Annotated in this window: 20 protein-coding genes; 6 read left to right on the top strand and 14 right to left on the bottom strand. The window is 72.7% G+C overall.

The genetic code is table 11. From position 1 onward, the window contains the following. Positions 1-118: 118 nt before the first annotated feature. From OG490_RS05125 to OG490_RS05115, 3 genes are all read right to left on the bottom strand, one after another. Positions 119-1,276, bottom strand: a complete 1,158-nt coding sequence (locus OG490_RS05125; RefSeq protein WP_330295087.1) for an agmatine deiminase family protein — start codon at positions 1,274-1,276, stop codon at positions 119-121. Positions 1,277-1,450: 174 nt separating this feature from the next. After that, positions 1,451-2,869 carry an ammonium transporter gene (locus tag OG490_RS05120; protein ID WP_330295086.1) on the bottom strand — a complete coding sequence of 473 codons (1,419 nt, stop codon included), beginning with the start codon at positions 2,867-2,869 and terminating at the stop codon, positions 1,451-1,453. Continuing rightward, positions 2,866-4,242 carry an ammonium transporter gene (locus OG490_RS05115; RefSeq protein WP_330295085.1) on the bottom strand — a complete coding sequence of 459 codons (1,377 nt, stop codon included), beginning with the start codon at positions 4,240-4,242 and terminating at the stop codon, positions 2,866-2,868. The genes OG490_RS05120 and OG490_RS05115 overlap by 4 nt, the downstream gene beginning before the upstream one ends. Before the next feature lie 512 nt (positions 4,243-4,754). On the opposite strand from OG490_RS05115, the gene OG490_RS05110 reads away from it, so the two are divergent. The 3 genes from OG490_RS05110 (at position 4,755) to OG490_RS05100 (ending at position 8,756) form a co-directional block, all read left to right on the top strand. After that, the gene (locus tag OG490_RS05110; RefSeq protein WP_330300781.1) at positions 4,755-6,248 is read left to right on the top strand and encodes an FUSC family protein; all 1,494 of its coding nucleotides are present in this window, start codon (positions 4,755-4,757) and stop codon (positions 6,246-6,248) included. A gap of 205 nt (positions 6,249-6,453) precedes the next feature. Beyond that, positions 6,454-7,602 (top strand): nitric oxide synthase oxygenase, encoded by a 1,149-nt coding sequence (locus OG490_RS05105; RefSeq protein WP_330295084.1) that lies wholly within the window; start codon positions 6,454-6,456, stop codon positions 7,600-7,602. A 56-nt stretch (positions 7,603-7,658) separates the two neighbouring features. Next, positions 7,659-8,756, top strand: a complete 1,098-nt coding sequence (locus OG490_RS05100; protein ID WP_330295083.1) for a lactonase family protein — start codon at positions 7,659-7,661, stop codon at positions 8,754-8,756. Positions 8,757-8,851: 95 nt separating this feature from the next. Here the strand turns inward: OG490_RS05100 and OG490_RS05095 are convergent, their stop codons facing one another. The 3 genes from OG490_RS05095 to OG490_RS05085 all read right to left on the bottom strand — a co-directional run bounded on the left by OG490_RS05095 (position 8,852) and on the right by OG490_RS05085 (position 11,691). Beyond that, a complete protein-coding gene (locus OG490_RS05095; RefSeq protein ID WP_330295082.1) occupies positions 8,852-9,766 on the bottom strand; it encodes a sirohydrochlorin chelatase in 915 nt (304 codons plus the stop codon). Between the two features lie 122 nt (positions 9,767-9,888). Further along, positions 9,889-10,575, bottom strand: coding sequence for a uracil-DNA glycosylase (locus OG490_RS05090; protein ID WP_330295081.1), 687 nt, complete (start codon positions 10,573-10,575; stop codon positions 9,889-9,891). 27 nt (positions 10,576-10,602) lie between these two features. Next, positions 10,603-11,691, bottom strand: a complete 1,089-nt coding sequence (locus OG490_RS05085; RefSeq protein ID WP_330295080.1) for a WD40/YVTN/BNR-like repeat-containing protein — start codon at positions 11,689-11,691, stop codon at positions 10,603-10,605. A gap of 235 nt (positions 11,692-11,926) precedes the next feature. Between OG490_RS05085 and OG490_RS05080 the strand changes: the two genes are divergently transcribed. Next, positions 11,927-13,039 (top strand): NADH:flavin oxidoreductase/NADH oxidase, encoded by a 1,113-nt coding sequence (locus OG490_RS05080; RefSeq protein WP_330295079.1) that lies wholly within the window; start codon positions 11,927-11,929, stop codon positions 13,037-13,039. Positions 13,040-13,115: 76 nt separating this feature from the next. Continuing rightward, entirely contained in the window at positions 13,116-13,463 is a 348-nt protein-coding gene (locus OG490_RS05075) for an ArsR/SmtB family transcription factor (RefSeq protein ID WP_330295078.1), read from the top strand. Between the two features lie 104 nt (positions 13,464-13,567). Here OG490_RS05075 and OG490_RS05070 read toward each other — a convergent pair whose 3' ends face one another. The 6 genes from OG490_RS05070 to OG490_RS05045 form a co-directional block, all read right to left on the bottom strand. Beyond that, entirely contained in the window at positions 13,568-14,935 is a 1,368-nt protein-coding gene (locus OG490_RS05070) for an FAD-dependent oxidoreductase (RefSeq protein WP_330295077.1), read from the bottom strand. A 107-nt stretch (positions 14,936-15,042) separates the two neighbouring features. Next, positions 15,043-15,693, bottom strand: coding sequence for a TetR/AcrR family transcriptional regulator (locus OG490_RS05065; RefSeq protein WP_330295076.1), 651 nt, complete (start codon positions 15,691-15,693; stop codon positions 15,043-15,045). Between the two features lie 37 nt (positions 15,694-15,730). Beyond that, positions 15,731-16,519: a phosphatase PAP2 family protein gene (locus OG490_RS05060; protein WP_330295075.1), complete on the bottom strand. Its 789-nt coding sequence runs from the start codon at positions 16,517-16,519 to the stop codon at positions 15,731-15,733. Positions 16,520-16,555: 36 nt separating this feature from the next. After that, entirely contained in the window at positions 16,556-17,017 is a 462-nt protein-coding gene (locus OG490_RS05055; protein ID WP_330295074.1) for a GNAT family N-acetyltransferase, read from the bottom strand. 57 nt (positions 17,018-17,074) lie between these two features. Beyond that, complete coding sequence (locus OG490_RS05050; protein ID WP_330295073.1) at positions 17,075-18,028, bottom strand: M56 family metallopeptidase; 954 nt, start codon at positions 18,026-18,028, stop codon at positions 17,075-17,077. Between the two features lie 101 nt (positions 18,029-18,129). Next, the gene (locus OG490_RS05045; RefSeq protein WP_330295072.1) at positions 18,130-18,708 is read right to left on the bottom strand and encodes a DUF5134 domain-containing protein; all 579 of its coding nucleotides are present in this window, start codon (positions 18,706-18,708) and stop codon (positions 18,130-18,132) included. Positions 18,709-18,892: 184 nt separating this feature from the next. On the opposite strand from OG490_RS05045, the gene OG490_RS05040 reads away from it, so the two are divergent. Next, complete coding sequence (locus OG490_RS05040) at positions 18,893-19,432, top strand: GNAT family N-acetyltransferase (RefSeq protein WP_330295071.1); 540 nt, start codon at positions 18,893-18,895, stop codon at positions 19,430-19,432. A gap of 20 nt (positions 19,433-19,452) precedes the next feature. Here the strand turns inward: OG490_RS05040 and OG490_RS05035 are convergent, their stop codons facing one another. Together OG490_RS05035 and OG490_RS05030 are read right to left on the bottom strand one after the other, a co-directional pair. Next, a complete protein-coding gene (locus tag OG490_RS05035) occupies positions 19,453-20,145 on the bottom strand; it encodes a glycerophosphodiester phosphodiesterase (RefSeq protein ID WP_330295070.1) in 693 nt (230 codons plus the stop codon). 190 nt (positions 20,146-20,335) lie between these two features. Next, a complete protein-coding gene (locus OG490_RS05030; RefSeq protein ID WP_330295069.1) occupies positions 20,336-21,004 on the bottom strand; it encodes a PadR family transcriptional regulator in 669 nt (222 codons plus the stop codon). Positions 21,005-21,007 lie beyond the last annotated feature (3 nt).

Genomic DNA, 21,007 nt, shown 5'->3' with positions numbered 1-21,007 from the left:
GCGTGTTCGAGGATGTTGGTCAGCGCCTCACGGATCACCCGGGGCGCCGCGCGACGGGCGGAGGATGTCGCTCCGGGGAGCCGGTGCGACATCCTCCTTCCCTTCGTCCGTCCCGTTCTCAGACGGCGGGTACGGCGGGCTGGGACTGGGTGGAGCAGTGGATGCCGCCGCCTCCGTAGGCGATGTTGTCGATGTCGAGCTGGACGATGTCGCGGCCGGGGTACTTGGCCTGCAGGATCGTGTAGGCCATGCCGTCGGCGAAGGGGTCGCCGAACTGGGGAACGAGAACGGCCCCGTTCACGGTGTAGTAGTTGGTGTAGCTGGAGAGGAACTCCGTGCCCTTGCCGCGGATTTGGGTGCGGTCGGGGCCGGGGAGCTCGGTGATGGCCAGCGGCCGGCCCTGGGCGTCGGTGGCGCCCTGCAGGATCCGCTTGGTCTCCTCGTAGACCGCGACCCACTTGGGGTCGGCGCGGGGACCGGGCTTGTCCAGGATGACCTGGCCGGGCGCGGTGAAGCGGGCCAGGCAGTCGATGTGGCAGTCCGTGATGTCCGCGCCCGCGAGGCCGGGGACCCAGATGACCTTGTCGATCCCGAGCGAGGACTTCAGCGCCTCCTCGACCTGCGCCTGGGTCCTGCCCGGGTTGCGGTTGTCGTTCACGAGCGAGCTGACGGTGGCCAGCAGGGTGCCCTGGCCGTCGGTCTCCAGGGAGCCGCCCTCGCCCACGAACGGGGCCTGGATCCGGTTGACACCGTACTGACCGAGGAGGGTCGCGGCGGCCGCGGCGTCGTTGGCGAAGGGCTGGTAGTAGGTCGTGCCGGTCTTGCCCCAGCCGTTGAAGTTGGTGTCCACGCCGGCGATCGCGCCGGGGCCCACGACGAAGGTGGGGCCGAAGTCGCGGATCCACAGGTCGTCGTTGGCTATCTCGATGACCTCGATGCCGTGGACGGCGCCGTTTCCGCAGGCGTACCTGGCATCGGCGGCCAGCTCGGGACGGGCGAGGATCACGACGGGCTCGAAGCGCGAGATCGCGTACGCGACGTTGGCGATGTCCCGGCGCACCCCGGAGAGCCGGCCGGGCCAGATCGAGGACAGCGCCGGCCAGGCCATGAAGGTACGGGTGTGTACGTCGCTCTCCAGGGGCAGCCGCAGCGCGGCGGCGGAGGCGGTGTCCGCCGCGAACGCGGGCGCGGACAGGACCGAGCCGGCCGCCATCAGGGGCAGGGCCGCCGCACCGGCCTTGAGCAGGGTGCGACGGGACGGAACGGGCTGGGCCATGGGGCTCCCTTGTGAGGGTGGGGGATGGCGATGTGCCCGCATCCTCTCCCTAACTGAAAATTCAGTCAATCCTTTGGAGTGGGAGATTCCCCTTTGTTGGAAGCCACGAAAGGACGGAGCCCCGCCATCCAGTGGCGGGGCCCGTCCTTTCATGCGTCCGGTTCGGCCGGTGGCTCAGTCCTTGTCGTGCCCGGACTGGTGGGTCTGCCCGGTCTGCTCGGGACGGGCGGCCAGCGTGCGCCGGACCTGATCGAGGAGGGCGCTCGCGTCCGCCTCCGCGCCGGACCGGCCGGCGGGTTCGTCGGCCCCGCGCAGTGCGTCGACGATCTCCTTGAACTGGTCGTCCCAGTCGTTCTGGTAGACCTGCTCGTGCTCCTCGGCGCCGCCCGGCTGGCGCAGGCCGAGGGTGAGGTCGACGACCTTGCCGATGAGCGCGGTCATCCCGAACGAGAAGAGGCCGAGCACCAGTACGGCCACCAGCTGCTTGCCCAGCAGGTCCCAGCCGCCCCCGTAGAACACGCCCTTCTTGCCGGTCATCGCGCCGGTCGCCGCGAGGCCGACCATCAGCATGCCGAACAGGCCGCCCCAGCCGTGGATGCCGACCACGTCCAGGGTGTCGTCCACGCCGAAGCGGTACTTCCAGCTGATCGCGAACGCGCAGGTCAGACCGGCCAGGAAGCCGATGATCGCGGCCCACGCCATGCTGACGCCGCCAGCCAGCGGGGTCGTCGCGACCATGCCGGTGACCGCGCCCATGGACATGTCGAGCAGCCCGACCTTGCGGGTGCGCAGGTAGACGGTCACCGCCCAGCCGGCCATGGCGGCGCCGGCCGCCAGCTGGGTGTTCATGACGCCCATCGCCGCCGCGCCCGGGGTGCCCAGCGACGAGCCGGTGTTGAAGCCGAACCAGCCGAACCACAGCAGGGCGAGGCCGATCACGACCAGCGGGAGGTTGTGCGGACGGATCTTCGTGCGCTCGAAGTCCTGCCGCTTGCCCGCCACGAGGGCCAGGGCGAGTCCGGCCGCGCCGGAGCTCAGTTCGACGACCGTGCCGCCGGAGAAGTCGACCGCCCCGACCTGCTTGCTGACCCAGCCCTCGGGCGAGAACACCCAGTGCGCCATCGGAATGTAGACCAGCAGGGTCCAGGCGCCGACGAAGGCCATCCAGCCCTTCATCGTCGCCCGCCCGGCGACCGAACCGCTGATCAGGGCGACGGTCACGATGGCGAACGACATGTGGAAGACCGAGAAGATGACGGTGGGGACCCCGTCGGTGGTGCTGTCCATGCCGACGCCGGTCATGAACAGATGGTCCAGTCCGCCGATCAGCCCGTGCCCGCCGGCGTCCGGGCCGAACGCGAGGGTGTAGCCGACCGAGAACCAGACGATGGTCACGACCACCAGGCACAGGAAGCACATCTTGAGCATCGCGATGACCTGGCTGGTCTTCACCATGCCGCCGTAGAAGAACGCCACGCCCGGTGCCATCAGCAGCACCATGGCGGACGCCATCATCAGCCAGGCGGAGTTGCCCGAATCCACCGGGCCGGCGGCCAGAAGGGGAGCCAGAGCGGGAGCCAGAACGGGAGTCACTTCTCGTTCTCCCGTCGCTCCAGCACCTCGCGCAGTTCGGCGAGCAGCTGATGGTCGGCTGCGGCGGAATCCGCCTCCCGCTGGTCGGCGCCCACGGCCACCGGGACCCGGGCCTGGATCAGGCGGGAGCGGATCTCGGCGATGGTCTCGTCGTCGTAGGCCTGCTCCTCCTCCTGGCCGGGGACGTGCTCGTACTCCTCGTCGGCGCGGAAGCCGATGGTCTTCTCGATCACCTTGGCGATCAGCCAGGTCGCCGAGAAGGAGAACAGCGCGCAGGCCAGGACCGCGACGGCCTGGCGCCAGAGCAGGTCGCCGCCGCCCCCGTAGAACAGGCCCTTCTTGCCGCTCATCTGGCTGGTGGCGAACAGGCCGATGGCCAGGGTGCCCACGATGCCGCCGAAGCCGTGCACCCCGACCACGTCCAGGGTGTCGTCGTAGCGCAGCTTGTACTTGAAGTTGATCGCGAAGGCGCAGACCACACCGGCCATGAAGCCGACCGCCAGGGCGCCGGCCGGGGAGATCTCACCGCAGGACGGGGTGATCGCCACCATGCCGGCCACGGCTGCGCCGGCGACGCCCAGCATTTCGACGTGTCCGAGCTTCCACTTCTCGATCAGCGGCCAGCCCACCATCGCGCCGGCGGCGGCGAGCTGGGTGTTGAAGAAGGCCATCGGGGCGGTGCCGCCGGTCTGCAGGGCGGAACCGGCGTTGAAGCCGAACCAGCCGAACCAGAGCAGGGCGAGGCCGATCACGACCAGCGGCAGATTGTGCGGGCGAATGGCCTCCCGCTCGAAGTCCTTGCGCTTGCGGACCACGATCGCCACGGCGAGGCCGGCCGCGCCGGAGTTGATCTCGACCGGGAGGCCGCCCGCGAAGTCCAGTGCCCCCAGGTGGGCGATGACCCATCCGTCCGGGGCGAACACCCAGTGCGCCATCGGCACGTAGACCAGCAGCGTCCACGCCACCACGAACGAGAGCCAGCCGCGCATGGTGGCGCGTCCGGCTATGGATCCGCTGATCAGCGCCACGGTGATGATGGCGAACGCCATCTGGAAGGCGGAGAAGATCACGGTGGGGATGCCGGTGGTGCCCCAGAGGCTCGTCATCCCCACGTCGTGCATCATCCAGTGCTCCGGCGTGCCGATGAGGCCGAGGCCGCCGACGTCCTTGCCGAAGGCCAGGCTGTAGCCGATGGCCAGCCACAGCAGGGTGACGAGGGCCAGGCAGACGAAGCTCATCTTCAGCATGACCAGGACGTGTTTGGTCTTGACCATGCCGCCGTAGAAGAAGGCGAGGCCGGGGGTCATGAGCAGGACCATGGCGGTGCTCGCCATCAGCCATGCGGTGTTGCCCGTGTCGAGCGTGGTAGGCATCCGGGTCTCTCTGGGTCGGGGGCGCCGTGGGTGGGCAGCGGTGGGGGACCGTGCCCGTGGGGCTGGGAGGGGACGACGACGTGGACAGCCGACCCGAACAGCGACTTCCATAATCCGGAATATTTATTCCGCATTGAGGGAACCTAGGGTCGCGTCACGCACCCGTCAACGGCTTGTTGAAGGCCTTGGGGGTTTCTTGAAGGCCTTGGGTTTTTCTTTAGGTGGACGGCAGGATCCCGCGGTGTCGGCCCGTTGGCCCCCTGTGGCCGAAGATCGCAGGTCTGAACTGTGCCAATGGCCCAGCCTTGGGGAGCTCGGTTGAGCCATTGCCCCCACAGGTGCTTATCTGTGTCGTATCCATGTACTTTCGGCGCCGCGCAGCGCCGGCCGGCAACGAAGCCGGATCCGGAGCGCGGCGCCTTCGCCGTGCCCGTACGCCGCCCACCACCCCCGGGCGGCCGCCGGGTCGGTGCGCACCACTGCAAGGGGGGCGGCACACCGCCGTGAAGAGGATGTTCGTGGCTCCGGACCCGGGGCGTGCAAGGCTCAGGAACTCGGCTCGTGCCGTCGTCGGCGTCGGGCTCGCCGTGGCGGTGGCCGAACTGTGCGGGCTCTCGCTCGTCGCGTCGATCACCGGGGGACTGGCGGCTCTGCTCGTGCTCTTCACGGTGCTCGACTCGACCGTGCGGGCCCAGCGGGTGACCACCGCCCTGCTGCCGGTCGCCGGCTTCCCGGTGCTGACGCTGGCCACCACCCTGCACGGGGTCCCGCTCGCCCGCGACGCGGCCTTCCTCGCGGTGGTCTTCGCCGGGGTCTACGCCCGCCGTTTCGGCCCGCGCGGACACGCCCTGGGGATCTTCGGATTCATGATGTTCTTCGTCACCCAGTTCCTGCACGCGCAGCCCGCCCAGCTCCCCGAGCTGTACATGGCCGTCGGGCTGGCTCTGCTGTCCGCCGGGTCCGTCCGCTTCCTGTTCTGGCCCATCGAGCGGCGCACCCCGCCCGCCGCCGCGCCGCCCGGACTGCCCGGCACGGGGCTGGCCCGGCCCACCACCCGGCAGGCCTTCCAGGCCACCGCAGCCTGCGCCTTCGCGCTCGGCATCGGCCAGGTGCTGTCCGAGGACCGCTGGTACTGGGCCGTCGGCACCGCCTGGTGGATCTTCGTCAACACCGCCTCGCGGGGCGAGACCCTGGTCCGGGGCTTCCGCCGGGTCCTCGGCACGGTCGTCGGCATCGCCGCCGGACTGCTGATCGCCGTGCCGCTGCACGGGGCCCCCGCACCCACGGCCGCGCTGGTCGCCGTATGCGTCTTCGGGATCTTCTACACGGCCGCCCCGTCGTACTCCTGGATGATGTTCTTCGTCACCGTCATGGCGGGTCTGCTCTACGGGCTCCTCGGCGTGCTCCACCCCGGCCTGCTGCTCCTGCGCTTCGAGGAGACCGCCGTCGGCGCCCTCGGCGCCGCGCTCGCCGTCGTACTCCTGCTGCCCGTCACCACGCACGCCGCCAACGACGCCTGGATCCAGCGCGCCCTGCACTGCGTACGGGCTTCCACCGCAGCCTCCCTCGACCGGCTCGCCGGGGACCCCGACGCCGATCCGGCCCCGCACGCCGCCGAGCTCGAACTGCTGCTGGGCCGGGTGCGGATGGCGCTCGCGCCCCTCGTCCACCCGCTGAGCCCGCTGCGCGCCCGCAAGGCGCGGGCCCGCCAGGTCCTCGGACTGCTCGACGACTGCGCCCGCGAGGTGCGCGGACTGGTGGCCGTCGCCGCCGACCCGCAGGCCTCGCACGATGCCCGGCTCGCCGCCGCCTGCTGGCGGGTGGAGGCGGCCGTGGAGACGCTGACCACCCCGCACGGAGCCCCGGAACCGGCGGCCGCGCCCGTACCGCGCCCGCATGCGGGCGAGCCGGCCCTGGCCCATCTGCACGGCCTGGAGCACGCGTTGGTCGCCCTGCACGTACCGCTGCGCACCCACCCGCGGGCCCCGCTGGTCATCAGCGCCTGATCTGGCCGCGGATGGTACGCCGCGCCAAGTCCCGCGCGCAGGCCGATGGATGAAGATCACACGGAGGAGTGTTCCGGGCGCGCCTCCCACGCGCCGCTGACCTGCGGCGTGTACAACGGGTGATTGTTCATTGCACATTCATCCGGCATGGCCGAATCGGTGCCGTGCGGGGTGGATCTGGTCGGACTGGGGGTAACCGCCCGGAATGGAAATACTTCAACAGCGCTCCACCACCGCTCAAGTGTGGGAAGCGGCCGAGGAGTTCATCCGTCTGTTCCACAGGGAGAATCCGGACGCCGGTGATCCGCGGGCGCGGCTCGCCGCCGTGCGGGCCGAGCTCGCCGAGACGGGCACCTACCGGCACACCCCCGAGGAGCTCGTGCACGGTGCCCGCGTGGCCTGGCGCAACAGCAACCGCTGCATAGGCAGGCTCTACTGGAACTCGCTGCGCGTCCGCGACCGCCGCGGGCTCACCGACTCCGACGAGATCGCCGCCGAGTGCTTCGAGCACCTGCGGGAGGCGACCAACGGCGGCCGGGTCCGGCCCACCATCACGGTCTTCGCCCCCGACGCCCCGGACCGCCCCGGCCCGCTGATCTGGAGCGAGCAGCTGATCCGGTACGCCGGATACGGGGACCACCACTCCATAACCGTCGGCGACGCCCGCAACGCCCCGCTCACCAGCGCGCTGCTCGCACTCGGCTGGTCCCGCGGCCCCGGCACCCCCTTCGACCTCCTCCCGCTGGTGGTCCAGGGCGTCGACGACAAACCCCGCTGGTTCGACGTCCCCGCGGACGCCGTGCTGGAGGTGCCCATCGAGCACCCCGACGGAGCGCGGGGCGGCGACGGCTGGACGGACTGGGGACTGCGCTGGCACGCGGTGCCCGCCATCTCCAACATGTGCCTGGAGATCGGCGGCATCCACTACCCGGCCGCGCCCTTCAACGGCTGGTACATGGGTACCGAGATCGGCGCCCGCAACCTCGCCGACACCGACCGCTACAACCTCCTGCCCGCCGTCGCCCGCCGCATGGGACTCGACACCGCCAGCGACCGATCGCTCTGGAAGGACCGGGCGCTCGTCGAGCTCAACCGGGCGGTACTGCACTCCTTCGACCGGGCCAAGGTCACCATCGCCGACCACCACACGGAGTCCCGGCGCTTCCTGACCCACATGGAGAAGGAGGAGCGCAAGGGGCGGGACGTGGGCGCGGACTGGTCCTGGATCGTGCCGCCGATCTCCGGCTCGGCGACCCCCGTCTTCCACCGGACGTACGAGGACCGGCCGAGCGCGACCGCGTACGTCCACCATCCCGGCGCGCAGGAACGGGCCCAGGGGCGGGACTTGGTCTAGACCCTTCTGTTAACGTCGCTCCCGGACGATCCGAAAGCAGCCGAGAGGGGCCTCCCGTGGGCGAAGCGGACAGTGGTGTGGGCGGTACGGACCGTACGGTCCCCGGCGGCGGACACCGGGCCTGGATCGGCTCGTTCACCTCGGGGGGCGGCCGCGGGATCACCACCGCGACCGTGGATCCGGCCACCGGGGCACTGACCGCGCTCTCGGCGACCAAGGCCGTCGAGGACCCCTCGTACCTCGCCCACGACCGCCGCACCGACGTGCTCTACGCGGTGAGCGAGACCGAGCGCGGGGCGGTGGGCGCCTTCCGGCCCACCGCCGAGGGGCTGAGCGCCCTCGGCCCGGCGGCCCGGGTCGGGGGCTCCGGCCCCACCCACCTCAGCGTGTCCGGGCGCCGGCTCCTGACGGCCAACTACACCTCCGGCAGCGTCAGCAGCCTCCCGCTCGCCGCCGACGGGGCCATCAGCGCCGCCGGCGGGCCCGCGTCCGTACTCGCGCACCACGGCTCCGGCCCCGACGCCGGCCGGCAGGAAGGACCGCACGCCCACCAGGTGCTGCCCGACCCCAGCGGCCGCTGGGTGCTCAGCGTGGACCTCGGCACCGACTCGGTACGGGTCTGCGTGCTCGACCCGGCCACCGGTGCCCTGCGCGTCCACGCCGAGACCGCGCTGCGCGCCGGGACCGGCCCCCGACACCTCGCCTTCCACCCCTCGGGCGAGGTGGTCTACGTACTGCACGAGCTGGATCCGCAGCTGACCGTCTGCCGCTGGAACGCCGGGTCGGGCGAACTGGAACCGGTCGCCGAGGTTCCGGTGGCCCCCAAGGGCGCTCCAGGGACTCCGGAGGCGTATCCCTCGGCGATCGTCGCCTCGCCCGACGGCCGCTTCGTGTGGGCGGCCGTCCGCGGCGCCGACACCATCGCCACCTTCTCGCTCGCCGCCGGCCCCGAGAAGCCGCAGCTCACCGGCTCGGTGCCGTGCGGGGGGAACTGGCCGCGCGACCTCGCCGCCGATCCTTCGGGCCACCGGCTGTACGCGGCCAACGAGCGCTCCGGGGACGTCACCTGGTTCGACGTGGACCCGCTGACCGGCCAGCCGCGCCGGGCCGGTTCGCTGGCCGTGCCCGCCGCCACCTGCGTGGTCTTCGGCTGAGCCTCTTCGGCCTGCGCCGACCCGTACGTACGAGAGCCCGTGCCCCGGATTCCAGGGGCACGGGCTCTCGTACGTACGGGTATGAGCGGGAGGGGTCAGTGGGAGGCGGCGCCCTGCGGGATGCCGAGGGCGGCGGAGTACTGGGCGACGGCCAGCTTGCCGAGCGCCGGGTACGCGCCGAGCACCTCGGCGGAGCTGCAGTCGGCCTCCTTGCAGGCGGTGTCGAGGAGCCCCTCGGCAGCCTCCGGGCCGACCAGGTAGGGGGCCAGCGCCAGCTGGGTCGAGCCCTCGCGGCGCAGCTGCTCGGCGGTCGCGGCCACCGAGCCCTCCTCGTCCAGCGCGGCGGCCATCACCGGCACCGCGAGGCGGGCGGCCAGCAGCATGCCGGTGATCCCGGCGGCCCTGACGGCCTCCTCGCCGCCCGTGGTGACCAGGACGATGCCGTCGGCGGCCGTGGTGACGCTGAAGAGCCGGGCGCGGTCGGCGCGGGCCAGCCCCGCCTCGGAGAGCCGCACGTGCAGGGCCTCGGCCAGCAGCGGGTGCGGACCGAGCGGGTCGGCCAGCTCGGCGGCGGCGGAGGAGTCCATCAGCGCCTGGCGCACGCGCCGCAGCAGGTCCCCGTCGGGTCCGGCCAGCAGGGGCACGACCACGGCGTCGGGGCCGGTCGGGGCCGGTACCTCGTGCCCGGCGGCGCGGGCGAACTCCGCGCGCGCGGCGCGGTCCCGCGCGACGGCGGTCAGCACGCCCGACAGGGACGGGAACTCGGTCGAGTCGTCCCCGTCGAGGAAGCCCACGCGGGCATCCAGGCCGGGCAGCTCGGAGCGGCCGATGCTGACGATCTCTTCCGCGAGGCTCCGAGAGGAGGCCGAAGGGGCACCGGGCACGGCGAGCACCAGCGCGGGCGCGCCCTCGGGCGCCACCGCGGGCTCGGGCCGGCGGTGCCGCCCGGTCTGGCGGGGTCGCGGCATTCGTACGGGCAGGCCATTTGCGGGCCCAGTGGGGGAGCTCATGGCGCCGCATGCTACTGGCTTATCGGAACCGGGTGTTCGGGCAGGGCCTTCTCGGGCGGCATCTGTCCGTATTTATCCGCGGAATGTCATATACGGTTCAACCGATCGGTTGCCCCGGGTGGTCAACCAGCTGCGGGGAGCCGCCAGTCCACCGGCTGCGCGCCCTGGCGGACCAGCAGGTCGTTGACCCTGCTGAAGGGCCTGGAACCGAAGAATCCGTTGTCCGCGGACATGGGGGAGGGGTGCACCGACTCCACGGCCGGCAACTCGCCCAGCAGCGGCCGCAGGTTGCGGGCCTCGCGTCCCCACAGCACCGAGACCAGCGGTGTGCCGCGCGCAGCCAGCGCCCGGATCGCCTGCTCGGTGACGGCCTCCCAGCCCTTGCCCCGGTGGGCATTGGGCTTGCGGGGGGCCGTGGTGAGCGAGCGGTTCAGGAGCAGGACGCCCTGCCGGGTCCACGGGGTCAGGTCCCCGTTGGCCGGCTTGCCCGTCCCCAGGTCGGCGTGGAGCTCGCGGAAGACGTTGTCCAGGCTGGGCGGCCACGGGCTGACCTCGGGGGCCACCGAGAAGGACAGGCCCATCGCGTGCCCCGGTGTGGGGTACGGGTCCTGCCCGACGATCAGTACCTTCACCTCGTCGAAGGGCTGCTGGAACGCGCGCAGGACGTTCGGCCCGGCCGGGACGTACGTTCTCCCCGCCGCGATCTCGGCGCGCAGGAAGTCGCCCATCGCGGCGATCTGCGCCGCCACCGGCTCCAGAGCGCGGGCCCAGCCCGGCTCGACGATCTCGTTCAACGGTCGTGCTGCCACGGTCGGTCACTCTACTGGCTCAACGGATCACGGGAGGACCGCCGCCCGTACGCACAGCACGTCCGGCAGGTGCTCGGCCAGCAGTTGCCAGCTGTCCCCGTCGTCGTGGCTCGCGTAGAGCTCGCCGTTGCGGTTGCCGAAGTAGATCCCGGCCGGGTCCGCGTCGTCCGTGCAGAGCGCGTCGCGCAGCACCGTGCCGTAGTGGTCCCCGTCCGGCAGGCCCTTGGCCAGGGGCTCCCAGCTCGCGCCCGCGTCCCGGGTCCGGAAGACCCGGCACCGGTGCTCCGCCGGGACCCGGTCGGAGTCGGCGTTGAGGGGGAAGACGTAGGCCGTGTCCGGCCGGTGCGGATGGGCGGCCACCGCGAAGCCGAAGTCCGAGGGCAGGCCGGCGCCGATGTCCGTCCAGCGGGTCCCGGCGTCGTCGCTGCGGTAGACGCCCCAGTGGTTCTGCAGGTACAGCCGGTCCGGGTTCCCCGCGTCCTGGGCGATCTTGTGCACGCACTGGCCGAACTCGGGATTCGGATCGGGCAGGAACACCGCCGAGACCCCGCTGTTGGACGGGGTCCAGCTGGCCCCGCCGTCCCGGGTCCGGAACACCCCGGCGGTGGAGACCGCCACTGTGACCAGGTCCGGGTCGGCCGGGTCGGTGACCACCGTGTGCAGGCCCTCGCCGCCGCCGCCCGGGACCCACTTGTCCCGGCTCGGGTGCTCCCACAGCGGCCGCACCAGCTCGAAGGACTCGCCGCGGTCGGTCGAGCGGAACAGCGCGGCCGGCTCGGTCCCCGCGTAGACCACGTCCGGGGCCTCGGGTCCGGCCGGGTGCAGCTGCCAGACCCGCTCCAGGGAGGCTCCGGTGTCCTGGGGGAACTTCACGGCCGCCGCGGCGGGCTCGTTCCAGGTGGCGCCCAGGTCGTCGGAGGTGAAGACGGAGGGCCCCCAGTGCGAGCTGTCCCCGCCGACCAGCAGCCGGGGCGCGGGGCCGCGCCGGTCGACGGCGACGGCGGAGACCGCCTGGGCGTTGAAGTGCGGCCCGTCGAACGCCCATGTGCCGTCGGTGCCCCGACGGCCGATGAACAGTCCCTTACGGGTTCCCGCGAGCAGTAGCACGTCGGTCATGGCCGATACCTCCGGACGTCGTTGTCCCTATACGGCGGCTTTCGAGCCAGTCTGCACCCGGCCGCTGACAACGGCCCCGCCGCGCCGCGCCGACGGCTGGCTGCGCCAGTCGGTTGTACGAGAGGCTTCTTAGTACGAGCTAATCCGTAGTATGGTTTTTCACGTACCAGCCTGCGGACCCCGGGTGGCTGCCCGGCGCCCGCCTGTGACCGTCCGTGATCACTGGAGAGTCCTCGTGAGTACTGCCGCCGCCGTCCCGGCCGAGTTCGCCGCCCTGTTCGCGCCCTGGACCCTGCGCTCCGTCACCATCCCGAACCGGGTGTGGATGGCCCCGATGTGCCAGTACAGCGCCGAACCCGACGGCCCCGCCGCGGGCGCCCCGGGCGAGTGGCACTTCGCGCACTACGCCGCCCGCGCGGTCGGCGGCGCCGGCCTGATCATCCAGGAGGCCACCGCGATCTCCCCGGAGGGCCGGATCTCCCCGTACGACCTCGGCATCTGGAACGACGCCCAAGTGGAGGCGCTCCGCCCGATCGTCGCCTTCATGAAGGCCCAAGGGACCGTCGCCGGAATCCAGATCGCGCACGCCGGCCGCAAGGCCTCGACCGAGAGCCCCTGGAAGGGCGGCCGGGTGATCGACCCGCAGGCGCCGCACGGCTGGCTGCCCAGCGCGCCGAGCGCGCTGCCCTTCCGCGAAGGCGATCCGGTTCCGCACGAGCTGACGGTCGATGAGATCCACGGGATCGTCGACGAGTTCGCGGCCGCCGCCGGACGCGCACGGGAGGCCGGCTACCAAGTGGTCGAGATCCACGGCGCGCACGGCTACCTCATCGGCGAATTCCTCTCCCCCCACAGCAACCGGCGCACCGACACCTACGGCGGCTCCTTCGAGAACCGCGCCCGCTTCGCCCTCGAAGTCGTCGACGCCGTCCGCACGGTGTGGCCCGAGGAACTGCCGCTGTTCTTCCGGATCTCCGCCACGGACTGGCTGGAGGAAGCGGGCTGGACCGCGGACGAGACGGTCCGGCTGGCCGGACTGCTCGAGGAGCACGGGGTGGACCTGCTCGACGTCTCCACCGGAGGCCTCGCCCCGCACGCCGACATCCCGGTCGGCCCCGGCTTCCAGGTGCCCTTCGCCGCCCGCGTCAAGGCGGAGACCGGCCTCCCGGTGGCCGCCGTGGGCCTGATCACCGAGCCGGAGCAGGCCGAGAAGATCCTGGCCAACGGGGAGGCCGACGCGATCCTCCTCGGCCGCGAGCTGCTCCGCGACCCGTACTGGGCCCGGCGCGCCGCCGCGGAACTGGGTGCGACGGCCCCGGCACCGGGCCAGTACGCCCGCGCCTGGTGAACGCGGGATCGTACGAGGCGTGTTCTACGATGGGCAGCGCAGCTTCGCCGGAAACCAGCCCAGTGAGGGAGAGAACGTGACGGATACGGCCAACGTCCGCGTCCTTGACCATCCCGAGCTCGGCGAAATCCGGCTCGAGAGCGTCCTGCACGCGCTGTCCGACCCGATGCGGCTGTCCGTGGTCCGGGAATTGGCGGCCTCGGACGTGGAGCAGCCCTGCTCCGCCTTCGCACTGCCCGTCACCAAGTCGACCTGCACGCACCACTTCCGCGTCCTGCGCGAGAGCGGCGTCGTCCGCCAGGCCTACCAGGGCACGGCCAAGATGAACGAACTGCGCCGGGCCGATCTGGAGGCGCTCTTCCCCGGTCTCCTCGACCGCATCCTCGCGGCCGCTGCGGCCGAGGAGGCACGGCTCTCGGGCTGAGGCGCGCGGCCTGCCGGCCGGGTCGGGACGGGGATCGAGCCGGCCGGGCCGATGCGGGGATCGAGCCGGGCCGGGCCGGGCCGCGTACCGGCCGGCGCTCCGGCTCAGCCGGAGCCGTCAGCCGCGGCCAGCAGGCCCGCCCAGTCGGGGATCTTGACGGAGCGCCGGCCCAGGGAGCGGCCGAGCTCCGCCTCCGCCGTCTCGATGGCCAGCCACCCCGGCCACTCCACCGGCCGCAGCCCCGCAGCGCGCAACGCCTCCAGCGGGTCCTGCGGCAGCTCGCGCCGGGCCAGCGTCCCCGCGTCCTGGAGCAGCGACGAGGCCGTCTCCTTGGCGCACGGCCGGTTGGTGCCGATCACCCCGGTCGGGCCGCGCTTGATCCAGCCCGCCACGTACTCGCCGACCGAGGCGCGGCCCGCGCGCAGCACCCGGCCCGCCGCGTGCGGGACCGTTCCGGTGCGCTCGTCGAAGGGCAGGCCGGGCAGCGGAACCCCCTGGTACCCCACCGAGCGCAGCACCAACTGCGCCGGGAGGTCCTCGTAGACCCCGGTGCCGGTGACCCCGCCCCGGCCGTCGGGGGCCGTCCGCTCGAACCGCATTGCGGCGACCCGGCCGCCCGGACCTCCGAGCACTTCCACGGGGCGCAGGAAGAAGCGCAGCTCGATGCGCCGGTGCGCGCCGCCTCCGGTCGGAGCGGGGCCGGCTTCCGCCCAGCCGCGCAGGACCTCCACATTGCGGCGGTTCACCGCGGGCAGGGCCGCGCCCGGGTCGGCGTACGCCGGATCCAGGCCCAGCTCCGCCGGGTCCGCCACGGCCGCCACCCCCGGGAGCGTGCCCAGTTCGCGCAGCTCCTTGGTGGTGAACTTCCCCTGCGAGGGCCCGCGCCGGGCCACCATCCGCACCTCGCGCACCCCGCTGGCGCCCAGTGCGCCCAGGGCCGGCTGCGGCATGTCGGTGGGAGCCAGCTCCGGTACGCCCCGGGCCAGGATCCGCGTCACGTCCACGGCGACGTTGCCCGCGCCGATCACGATCGCCGAATCGACTCCCGGCAGGCCGAAGGCCTCGGCGGCCGCGTCCGGATGACCGCTGTACCAGGCCACGAACGCCGTCGCGGAGTGGACGCCGGCGAGGTCCTCGCCGGGGATGCCGAGCAGCCGGTCCCGGGCCGCGCCGACGCAGTAGACCACCGCGTGGTACAGCTCCAGCAGCCGGGCGGTGGACAGTCCCGGGCCGCCGACCTCGACGTTGCCGAAGAACCGGATGCGCTCGTCCTCCAGTACGGTCCGCAGACTGCCCTGGAGCGACTTGATCTTCTCGTGGTCGGGGGCCACCCCGTACCGGACGAGCCCGTAGGGGGCCGGCAGCCGGTCCAGTACGTCGACCCGCACGCCCGGGACCTCGCGCTGCTGGACGAGCGTCTGGGCGGCGTAGACCCCGCTGGGGCCCGAACCGACGACGGCGATACGAAGCACGGCGGAGCTCCTCACGCAGGTGCTCCCAGCATGACACCGGGCGCCCGGGACCGGCAGCCCTGGCGGGCATCCGGGGACCGGTGGGGCCACTGAGGGGCGTGAGGGGCCTATCGGGGGCCGGTGGGGGCCACCGGGGGAGAGGGAAACGTTCCGCCGGGCGGTCCGCCCTCCGGCGGGACCCCGAGCTCCCAGTCGAGCCCGTACCGCTGGAAGAGCTCGGCCCGCAGCCGCGCCGCCGGCATCGGCGCCCCCGGCAGCAGCACCGCGACCACCGCGCCCATCAGCAGCGCCCGCAACAGCGGGTAGTCGGTGTCCACCTCCGCGGAGCCGTACCGCACGACGGTGTCCCGCAGCAGTTCCGCGAGCCGCTGCTGCTCGGCGCACTGTACGAAGCCCTCCGCCTGGAGGATGCCCGCCATGTGGGTCCGCATCAGCCGCGGCTGGTCCCGGGCCAGCCCGAGGATCGCGTCGATGGCGCGGGCGAGCCGCTCGCGGCCGTCCTCGGTGTGCGGCTGCCGCTCCAGCGCGGCTTCCAGGGTCAGGTGCATCAACCGGTGCACGGCGGACTGGAGCAGTTGGCGTTTGCCGGGGAAGTAGTAGGACACGAGGCCGCGGGCCGCGCCCGCCCGGTCGGCGATGTCGCCGAGCTTGGTGGCTTCGTACCCGCGCTCGGCCACGAGTTCGACCGTGGCCTGCAACAACCGCTCCCGGGAACGTCTCCGCAATTCTTCATTGACCGATGCGCTGCGCGGGGACATGCTTGCTCCTGCGTTGACTGGCTCAGAGCCAATATACTCAGCGCGCGGGAAAGTCTGCCCTGGGTGAAACGGGGGATCGCCCAGGGCAGGCCCCACCGGCAGCGGTCGGCGCCGCGAGGGCCACAGCAGCCCCGGGGGCCGCAGCAGCCCTGAGAGTCACAGAGGTCCCGAGGGTGACAGCGGTCCCGAGGGCCACCAGGGCCACTCCCAGCAGCCAGCCCGCCAGGACGTCCGTGGGCCAGTGGACCCCTAGGTAGAGCCGGGTGAAGCCGACCCCGAGGACCGAGACCGCGACGAGCGCCCGGGCCGGGTACGCGTACCGGCGCGGGGCCCCGCGGGGGACCAGCCACAGCAGCAGGCCGCAGACCACCGTCGCCGTCATGGCGTGGCCGGACGGGTAGGCGGCGTACTGCGCGGAGTCGACCGGATCCGGCCATACCGGACGCTCCCGCCCCACCAGCGCCTTCAGCCCCTGCTGCACCGCGGAGGCCGTGAGGGTGAGGAGCGCGATCCGAACCGCGCAGCAGCCCCGGCCCCGCCGCCACAGCCAGAGACAGGCCGCCGCGACCAGGGCCCGCATGGTCCACGGATCCCAGAACCAGTCGGTGAGCACCCGCATCACGTGGGTCACCGAGGGGTGGGCGACGGCGTGGGCGTGCATCCCCCGCACGACCCGCCGGTCGAAGGCCACGAGCGGCCGCCAGCCGGCCACGACCAGCAGGGTCAAACCGGCGGCCGCCACCGCAGCGCCCACGCCCACGGCCCGCGTACCGCCCCGGCCCCGGCTCCCGCCTCCGGTCCGCCCCCGCAAGTGATCGCTGCGCATGCGCCGATCCTCGCACCGTGGCTGTGAACAGCACTCCTACGACTGGCGGGACGGCATTGCTCCGGTCAGCGACTTGAACAGGTGCACGACCGCGTGCCCGCCGGGGACGCCCGGGGTCCGGCCGGTCTCGGCATACCCGTGGCGTCGATAGAAGTCGGGGGCCTGGAACGTGAACGAGGAGACGGAGAGACGATCGCAACCGCGGCGCCGCGCCTCCGTCTCGGCCGCCAGCAGGATCCTGCTGCCCCAGCCGTCCTTGCGGCTCTCCTCGCGAACCCACAGCAGGTCGATGTCGCAGAGGCCGCCCCAGGTGCGTGCGGTCAACCCGCCGACCAGCCCGCCTGCTTCGTCGGTGACCTTGATCGAGAACGTGCCTCGGTCGGGAGCGCCCGTGGCGGCGCTGTTGAAGGCGATCAGCGCCTCGGTCAATCGGTCGTTGAGCTCGGTGTCGCCCCCGCCGACGGTCAGGGACGGGCCGGAGCCGTGGTCAGTGGTCACGGCGCGGAGTATCTCAGCCGGCCCGGCCCCGGGGCACGCGATTACTGACGCCCTGCGTCAGTCGCTGGCAGCCTGGACCAGCGCGCTCAGTCCCGGTCCGAACGCGACCAGCAGGGGGATCGCCGGAGCCAGTGTCGCCAGGGCCGTCAGCCGCATCCGGTGTCCCGCCGAGAGCCGTGGTGCGGCCGAGAGCAGTCTGCGCACCCGCTGCGGGACGTGCGCCTGCGGATCGGAGTACTGGCCGAAGACCCCGCGGTCCTCGTTCAGCCCGACCAGGGCCAGGGCGATGGTGAGGCGCCCGTACCGCCGGGAGGCCACGTCGTCGGCGGCCAGCTCCACCAGCCGGTGCATCTCCGCTTCGAACGCGTCGAAGACCGGGACCTGCGGGAACCCCCGGGACAGTGCCCGCGAGCAGTGCAGCAGCCAGTCGTGCCGGGCCGCGGCGTGACCCTGTTCGTGCGCCAGCACGGCGTCCAGCTGGCTGCCCTTGAGCCGGCCCAGCGCCGCCGTCGTGACCACCAGCCGCGGGGCCGGACCCGGCAGCCACCAGCTGTCGGGTCGCTGCCCCTCCAGTACGACGAGCCGGGCCCCGGTGGTCTCCTCCCCGGGCAGCAGCGGGGCCTGGAGGAGCAGTTCGGCGCCCTGCGTCCGCCGCCGGGAACGGGCCCGCAGGACCTCCCGGGTCAGCATCGCGCCGGTCCACAGCCCGCCGCCCGCCAGTACGAGGGCGGTCGCGATGGCCCAGGCGCCGCCCGCGGCGCCGAGCGCGTACGCGTCGACCACCCGGTGCGGGGCGGGCGCGAACAGTCGCCCCCGGACCGCCTGCCAGGCGCCGGCCGCGCTCAACAGCATCGACAGCGCGAAGCACAGGAGCACGGCGCCCACCACGCACTGCCAGGCCCACAGGGCCACGACGGGTTCACGCTCGGGCCATTGGGCCCGGGCCAGCACCCGGGGTGCGAGCATCGCGGTCAGGACGCCGAGCAGCAGGAGAGCGGCGGGGACCATCATGGGCCCAGCCTATGAGCGCACGCCTACCTGCGGGTAGGCGTGCGGTGAAGGGTGACGCAGCACACGTTTGCCCGTACGCCTTCCTCCGGGCGCCCGCAGCCTCACATCATCAGCAGCATCGCCAACATGCCCATCCCCATGGTCAGTCGGCAGGCCCGGATCACCTCCGCCGGTCCGGTGGGGGACGCGGCAGGGGCGTCGGAGTGCGCCCCGGCGCCGCCCGCCGTGACCAGCCGGGCCCCGCCCAGCACCACGTACCCGGCGTAGTAGACGAGCAGCAGCCCGGTCACCAACGGCAGCCCGCCGCCGTGCCCGTGGCCGGCGCCCCCGCCGTGACCGGCTCCCGACGCGGCTCCCGACGCGGCGCCCGTCCATGCCGCCAGCGCCATGTAGACCATGGTCAGCGAGCCCACCAGATGGTGCGCGTGGTGCAGGCCCCCGCGCAGCAGCCAGAGCGCGTGCAGCGCCGCGCCGCAGAAGACGGCGCCGAGCACCGGGGCCTGCCAGTCGCCTCCCAGACCCAGGGGCACCGCCATCAGGGCCATGCCGAACCCCATCACCGCCTCTCCGGCGGCAGCCGAACCGGCGCCGGATCTGCCGGCCCGCCGAAGGCAGTACGCGCCGCTCGTCGCGCAGAGCAGGACGAGCAGCCAGGCGGAGACGGAGGAGGAGAGAGACATGGTGGAACCGTGCACGGCGGAACCTCCCGGTTCGTCGGCTTCAGTCGGCTTCACCGGAAGAGATGCCCCCGTCGCACGGCCCGCACGCCGCCCGGGGATAGTCTCTGTGTGCCGTACACGGCACCTCGTACCGCACCCGGACATGTCGTTTCCGGACATGCAGTCCCGAAGAACGGAGCCCTCGATGCCGAGCGCCGACCCCCAGGCCCTGACCTTCCGCACCGCCGTGGAGGCCGACGTCCCGGCACTGGTGGAACTCGTCGAGTCGGCCTACAGGGGGGACGCGAGCCGCGCCGGGTGGACCACCGAGGCCGACTTCCTGGACGGTCAGCGCACCGACGAGGCGGGCGTCGCGGGGATCGTCGCGCACCCCGACGGCATGCTGCTCGTCGCGGAGCGCGCGGGCGAGCTCGTCTCCTGCTGCCACCTCGAACACCGGGGGGACCACGTCTACTTCGGGATGTTCGCGGTCCGCCCCGGACTGCAGGGCGGCGGCCTCGGCAAAGAGGTCATGGCCGAGGCGGAGCGCCGCGCCCGCGAGCAGTGGGAGGCCAAGGAGATGCGGATGACCGTGGTCAACGTACGGGAGGAGCTCATCGCCTACTACGTGCGCCGCGGCTACGAGCGCACCGGCGAGATGAGCCCCTTCCCCTACGGGGACGAGCGCTTCGGCGTCCCGCTCCGTGACGACCTGGCCTTCGAGCTGCTGGTCAAGTCGCTGTAGTCCGGGGACGCGTCAGCGCTTCAGGCGGTGAAGCGGCCCGTGGAGCGGATCTCCGGGAAGTCGGTGACCACGCCGTCGAGTCCGAGCGCGCGCGCCAGGCGCAGATGGTCCAGGCAGTTGACCGTCCAGCCGATCACCCGGAGCCCGGCCTCGTGCGCCGACTCCACGGTGTTCAGGGTGAGGTGGCGGATGTTGAGGGCGAGCGTCTGCACACCCGCGTCCACGGCCCGGCCGACGGTCGCCTCGGCGTCCGCCGCGCTCTGGTCGGCGTAGAGCGCGGTCCGTACGCCCGGCACCAGCCGGCTCGTCTCGCCGAGTACCTCGTCGCGGAACGAGGCCACCTCCACCCGCCCGGTCAGATCGCGGCCGAGCAGCAGCTCCGCCAGCGCCGTGGCGACGCCCAGGTCGTGCACCTGGACCTGGAGCGGCGCCCGGACCGCGTCCAGGACCTCCTCCAGGACGGGCACGTGCTGGCCGTACCCGGCATCCAGTCCGCGCAGTTCGGCCAGGGTCAGGTCGGTGACGGCTCCCGAGCCGTCGGTGGTCCGGTCCACTTCGGCGTCGTGCAGGACGACGAGGGTGCCGTCCTTGCTGAGTCGTAGGTCGAGGGCGATGACGTCCATGCCGGAGCGTTCCGCGCGGACGAAGGACCGCATGGTGTTCTCCGGTTCGACACCCATGACCCCGCGGTGACCGATGGTGAGGAAAGTCAAGGTTCTCTCGCTTCCGTCGACGGCGGCTCCCCGCGCGGTCGCGGTGTCCCGACCGGCCGCGCGCGGTGAGGACGCATGCTAGTGCGCCGCGCGGGCGATGAGACCGTCCGTGCAAGGCCTCCGAAACGCTCGCCTGCCGCCTCCCGCCGGGCCTGCGCGGGCTCCGGAGCCCGCGGCGGGGTCCGCCGCGTCACCCGGGCGTGGGCGCGTCCCCGCTGCCTTGACGTTCCTGCTGGACCGGGTCGGCCGGGTGGGCCGGGTCGGCCCGCTCCGCCGCGTGGGCCGCGCCGGGCAGCTCCGCCAGGTCCGCCAGCAGGGTCCGGGTCAGTTCCAGCTCGGCCAGGTGCTGCCGCTCGCTCCAGCGCAGCGCCAGGGTGGGGAACGCCCAGTCCGGCTCCTCGGCCGCGTGCGCCATGGCCTCCCGTACGGCGGCCAGTTCGCCCGTGGTGCGCTCCAGGTGCTCCGTCACCATCCGCCGCAGCAGTTCGGGCTCCGCCAGGTGCCCGAGCCAGACCCGCAGCAGCAGCCCGTGCTTGAGCACCGGGGGGCCGGCCTCGGAGGAGTCGGCGGCCCAGCCGGCCAGCGCCTCGCGCCCGGCGGGGGTGATGCCGTAGCGGCGCTTGGCCCGGGCCTCCTCGGGCCCCGAGCGCACGGACGCCGCGTAGCCGAGTTCCTCCAGGCGGCGCAGCTCGGCGTAGATCTGGCTGATCGCCGGAGACCAGTAGAAGAAGCGGAGGGAGGAGTCCGCCCACTTCTTCAGTTCGTAGCCGGTCCGCTCGCCGGGGAAGGAGAGCAGACCCAGTACGGCCCATGCGGTCGGCGGTAGCTCTTGCTTCTTCGGCTTCTGACTACTAGTCATATT

It is taken from the genome of Streptomyces sp. NBC_00503, assembly GCF_036346895.1.
Lineage (GTDB): Bacteria > Actinomycetota > Actinomycetes > Streptomycetales > Streptomycetaceae > Streptomyces.
This window is presented reverse-complemented; position numbering and strand designations above follow the sequence as displayed.

Bases quoted from the DNA above. Each gene is read 5' to 3' on its own strand.
- OG490_RS05095 (WP_330295082.1), bottom strand. From the start codon at position 9,766: ATGAGCTCCCCCACTGGGCCCGCAAATGGCCTGCCCGTACGAATGCCG.
- OG490_RS05110 (WP_330300781.1), top strand. From the start codon at position 4,755: ATGTTCGTGGCTCCGGACCCGGGGCGTGCAAGGCTCAGGAACTCGGCT.
- OG490_RS05030 (WP_330295069.1), bottom strand. From the start codon at position 21,004: ATGACTAGTAGTCAGAAGCCGAAGAAGCAAGAGCTACCGCCGACCGCA.
- OG490_RS05085 (WP_330295080.1), bottom strand. From the start codon at position 11,691: ATGACCGACGTGCTACTGCTCGCGGGAACCCGTAAGGGACTGTTCATC.
- OG490_RS05125 (WP_330295087.1), bottom strand. From the start codon at position 1,276: ATGGCCCAGCCCGTTCCGTCCCGTCGCACCCTGCTCAAGGCCGGTGCG.
- OG490_RS05060 (WP_330295075.1), bottom strand. From the start codon at position 16,519: ATGCGCAGCGATCACTTGCGGGGGCGGACCGGAGGCGGGAGCCGGGGC.
- OG490_RS05050 (WP_330295073.1), bottom strand. From the start codon at position 18,028: ATGATGGTCCCCGCCGCTCTCCTGCTGCTCGGCGTCCTGACCGCGATG.
- OG490_RS05040 (WP_330295071.1), top strand. From the start codon at position 18,893: ATGCCGAGCGCCGACCCCCAGGCCCTGACCTTCCGCACCGCCGTGGAG.
- OG490_RS05115 (WP_330295085.1), bottom strand. From the start codon at position 4,242: ATGCCTACCACGCTCGACACGGGCAACACCGCATGGCTGATGGCGAGC.
- OG490_RS05105 (WP_330295084.1), top strand. From the start codon at position 6,454: ATGGAAATACTTCAACAGCGCTCCACCACCGCTCAAGTGTGGGAAGCG.
- OG490_RS05065 (WP_330295076.1), bottom strand. From the start codon at position 15,693: ATGTCCCCGCGCAGCGCATCGGTCAATGAAGAATTGCGGAGACGTTCC.
- OG490_RS05045 (WP_330295072.1), bottom strand. From the start codon at position 18,708: ATGTCTCTCTCCTCCTCCGTCTCCGCCTGGCTGCTCGTCCTGCTCTGC.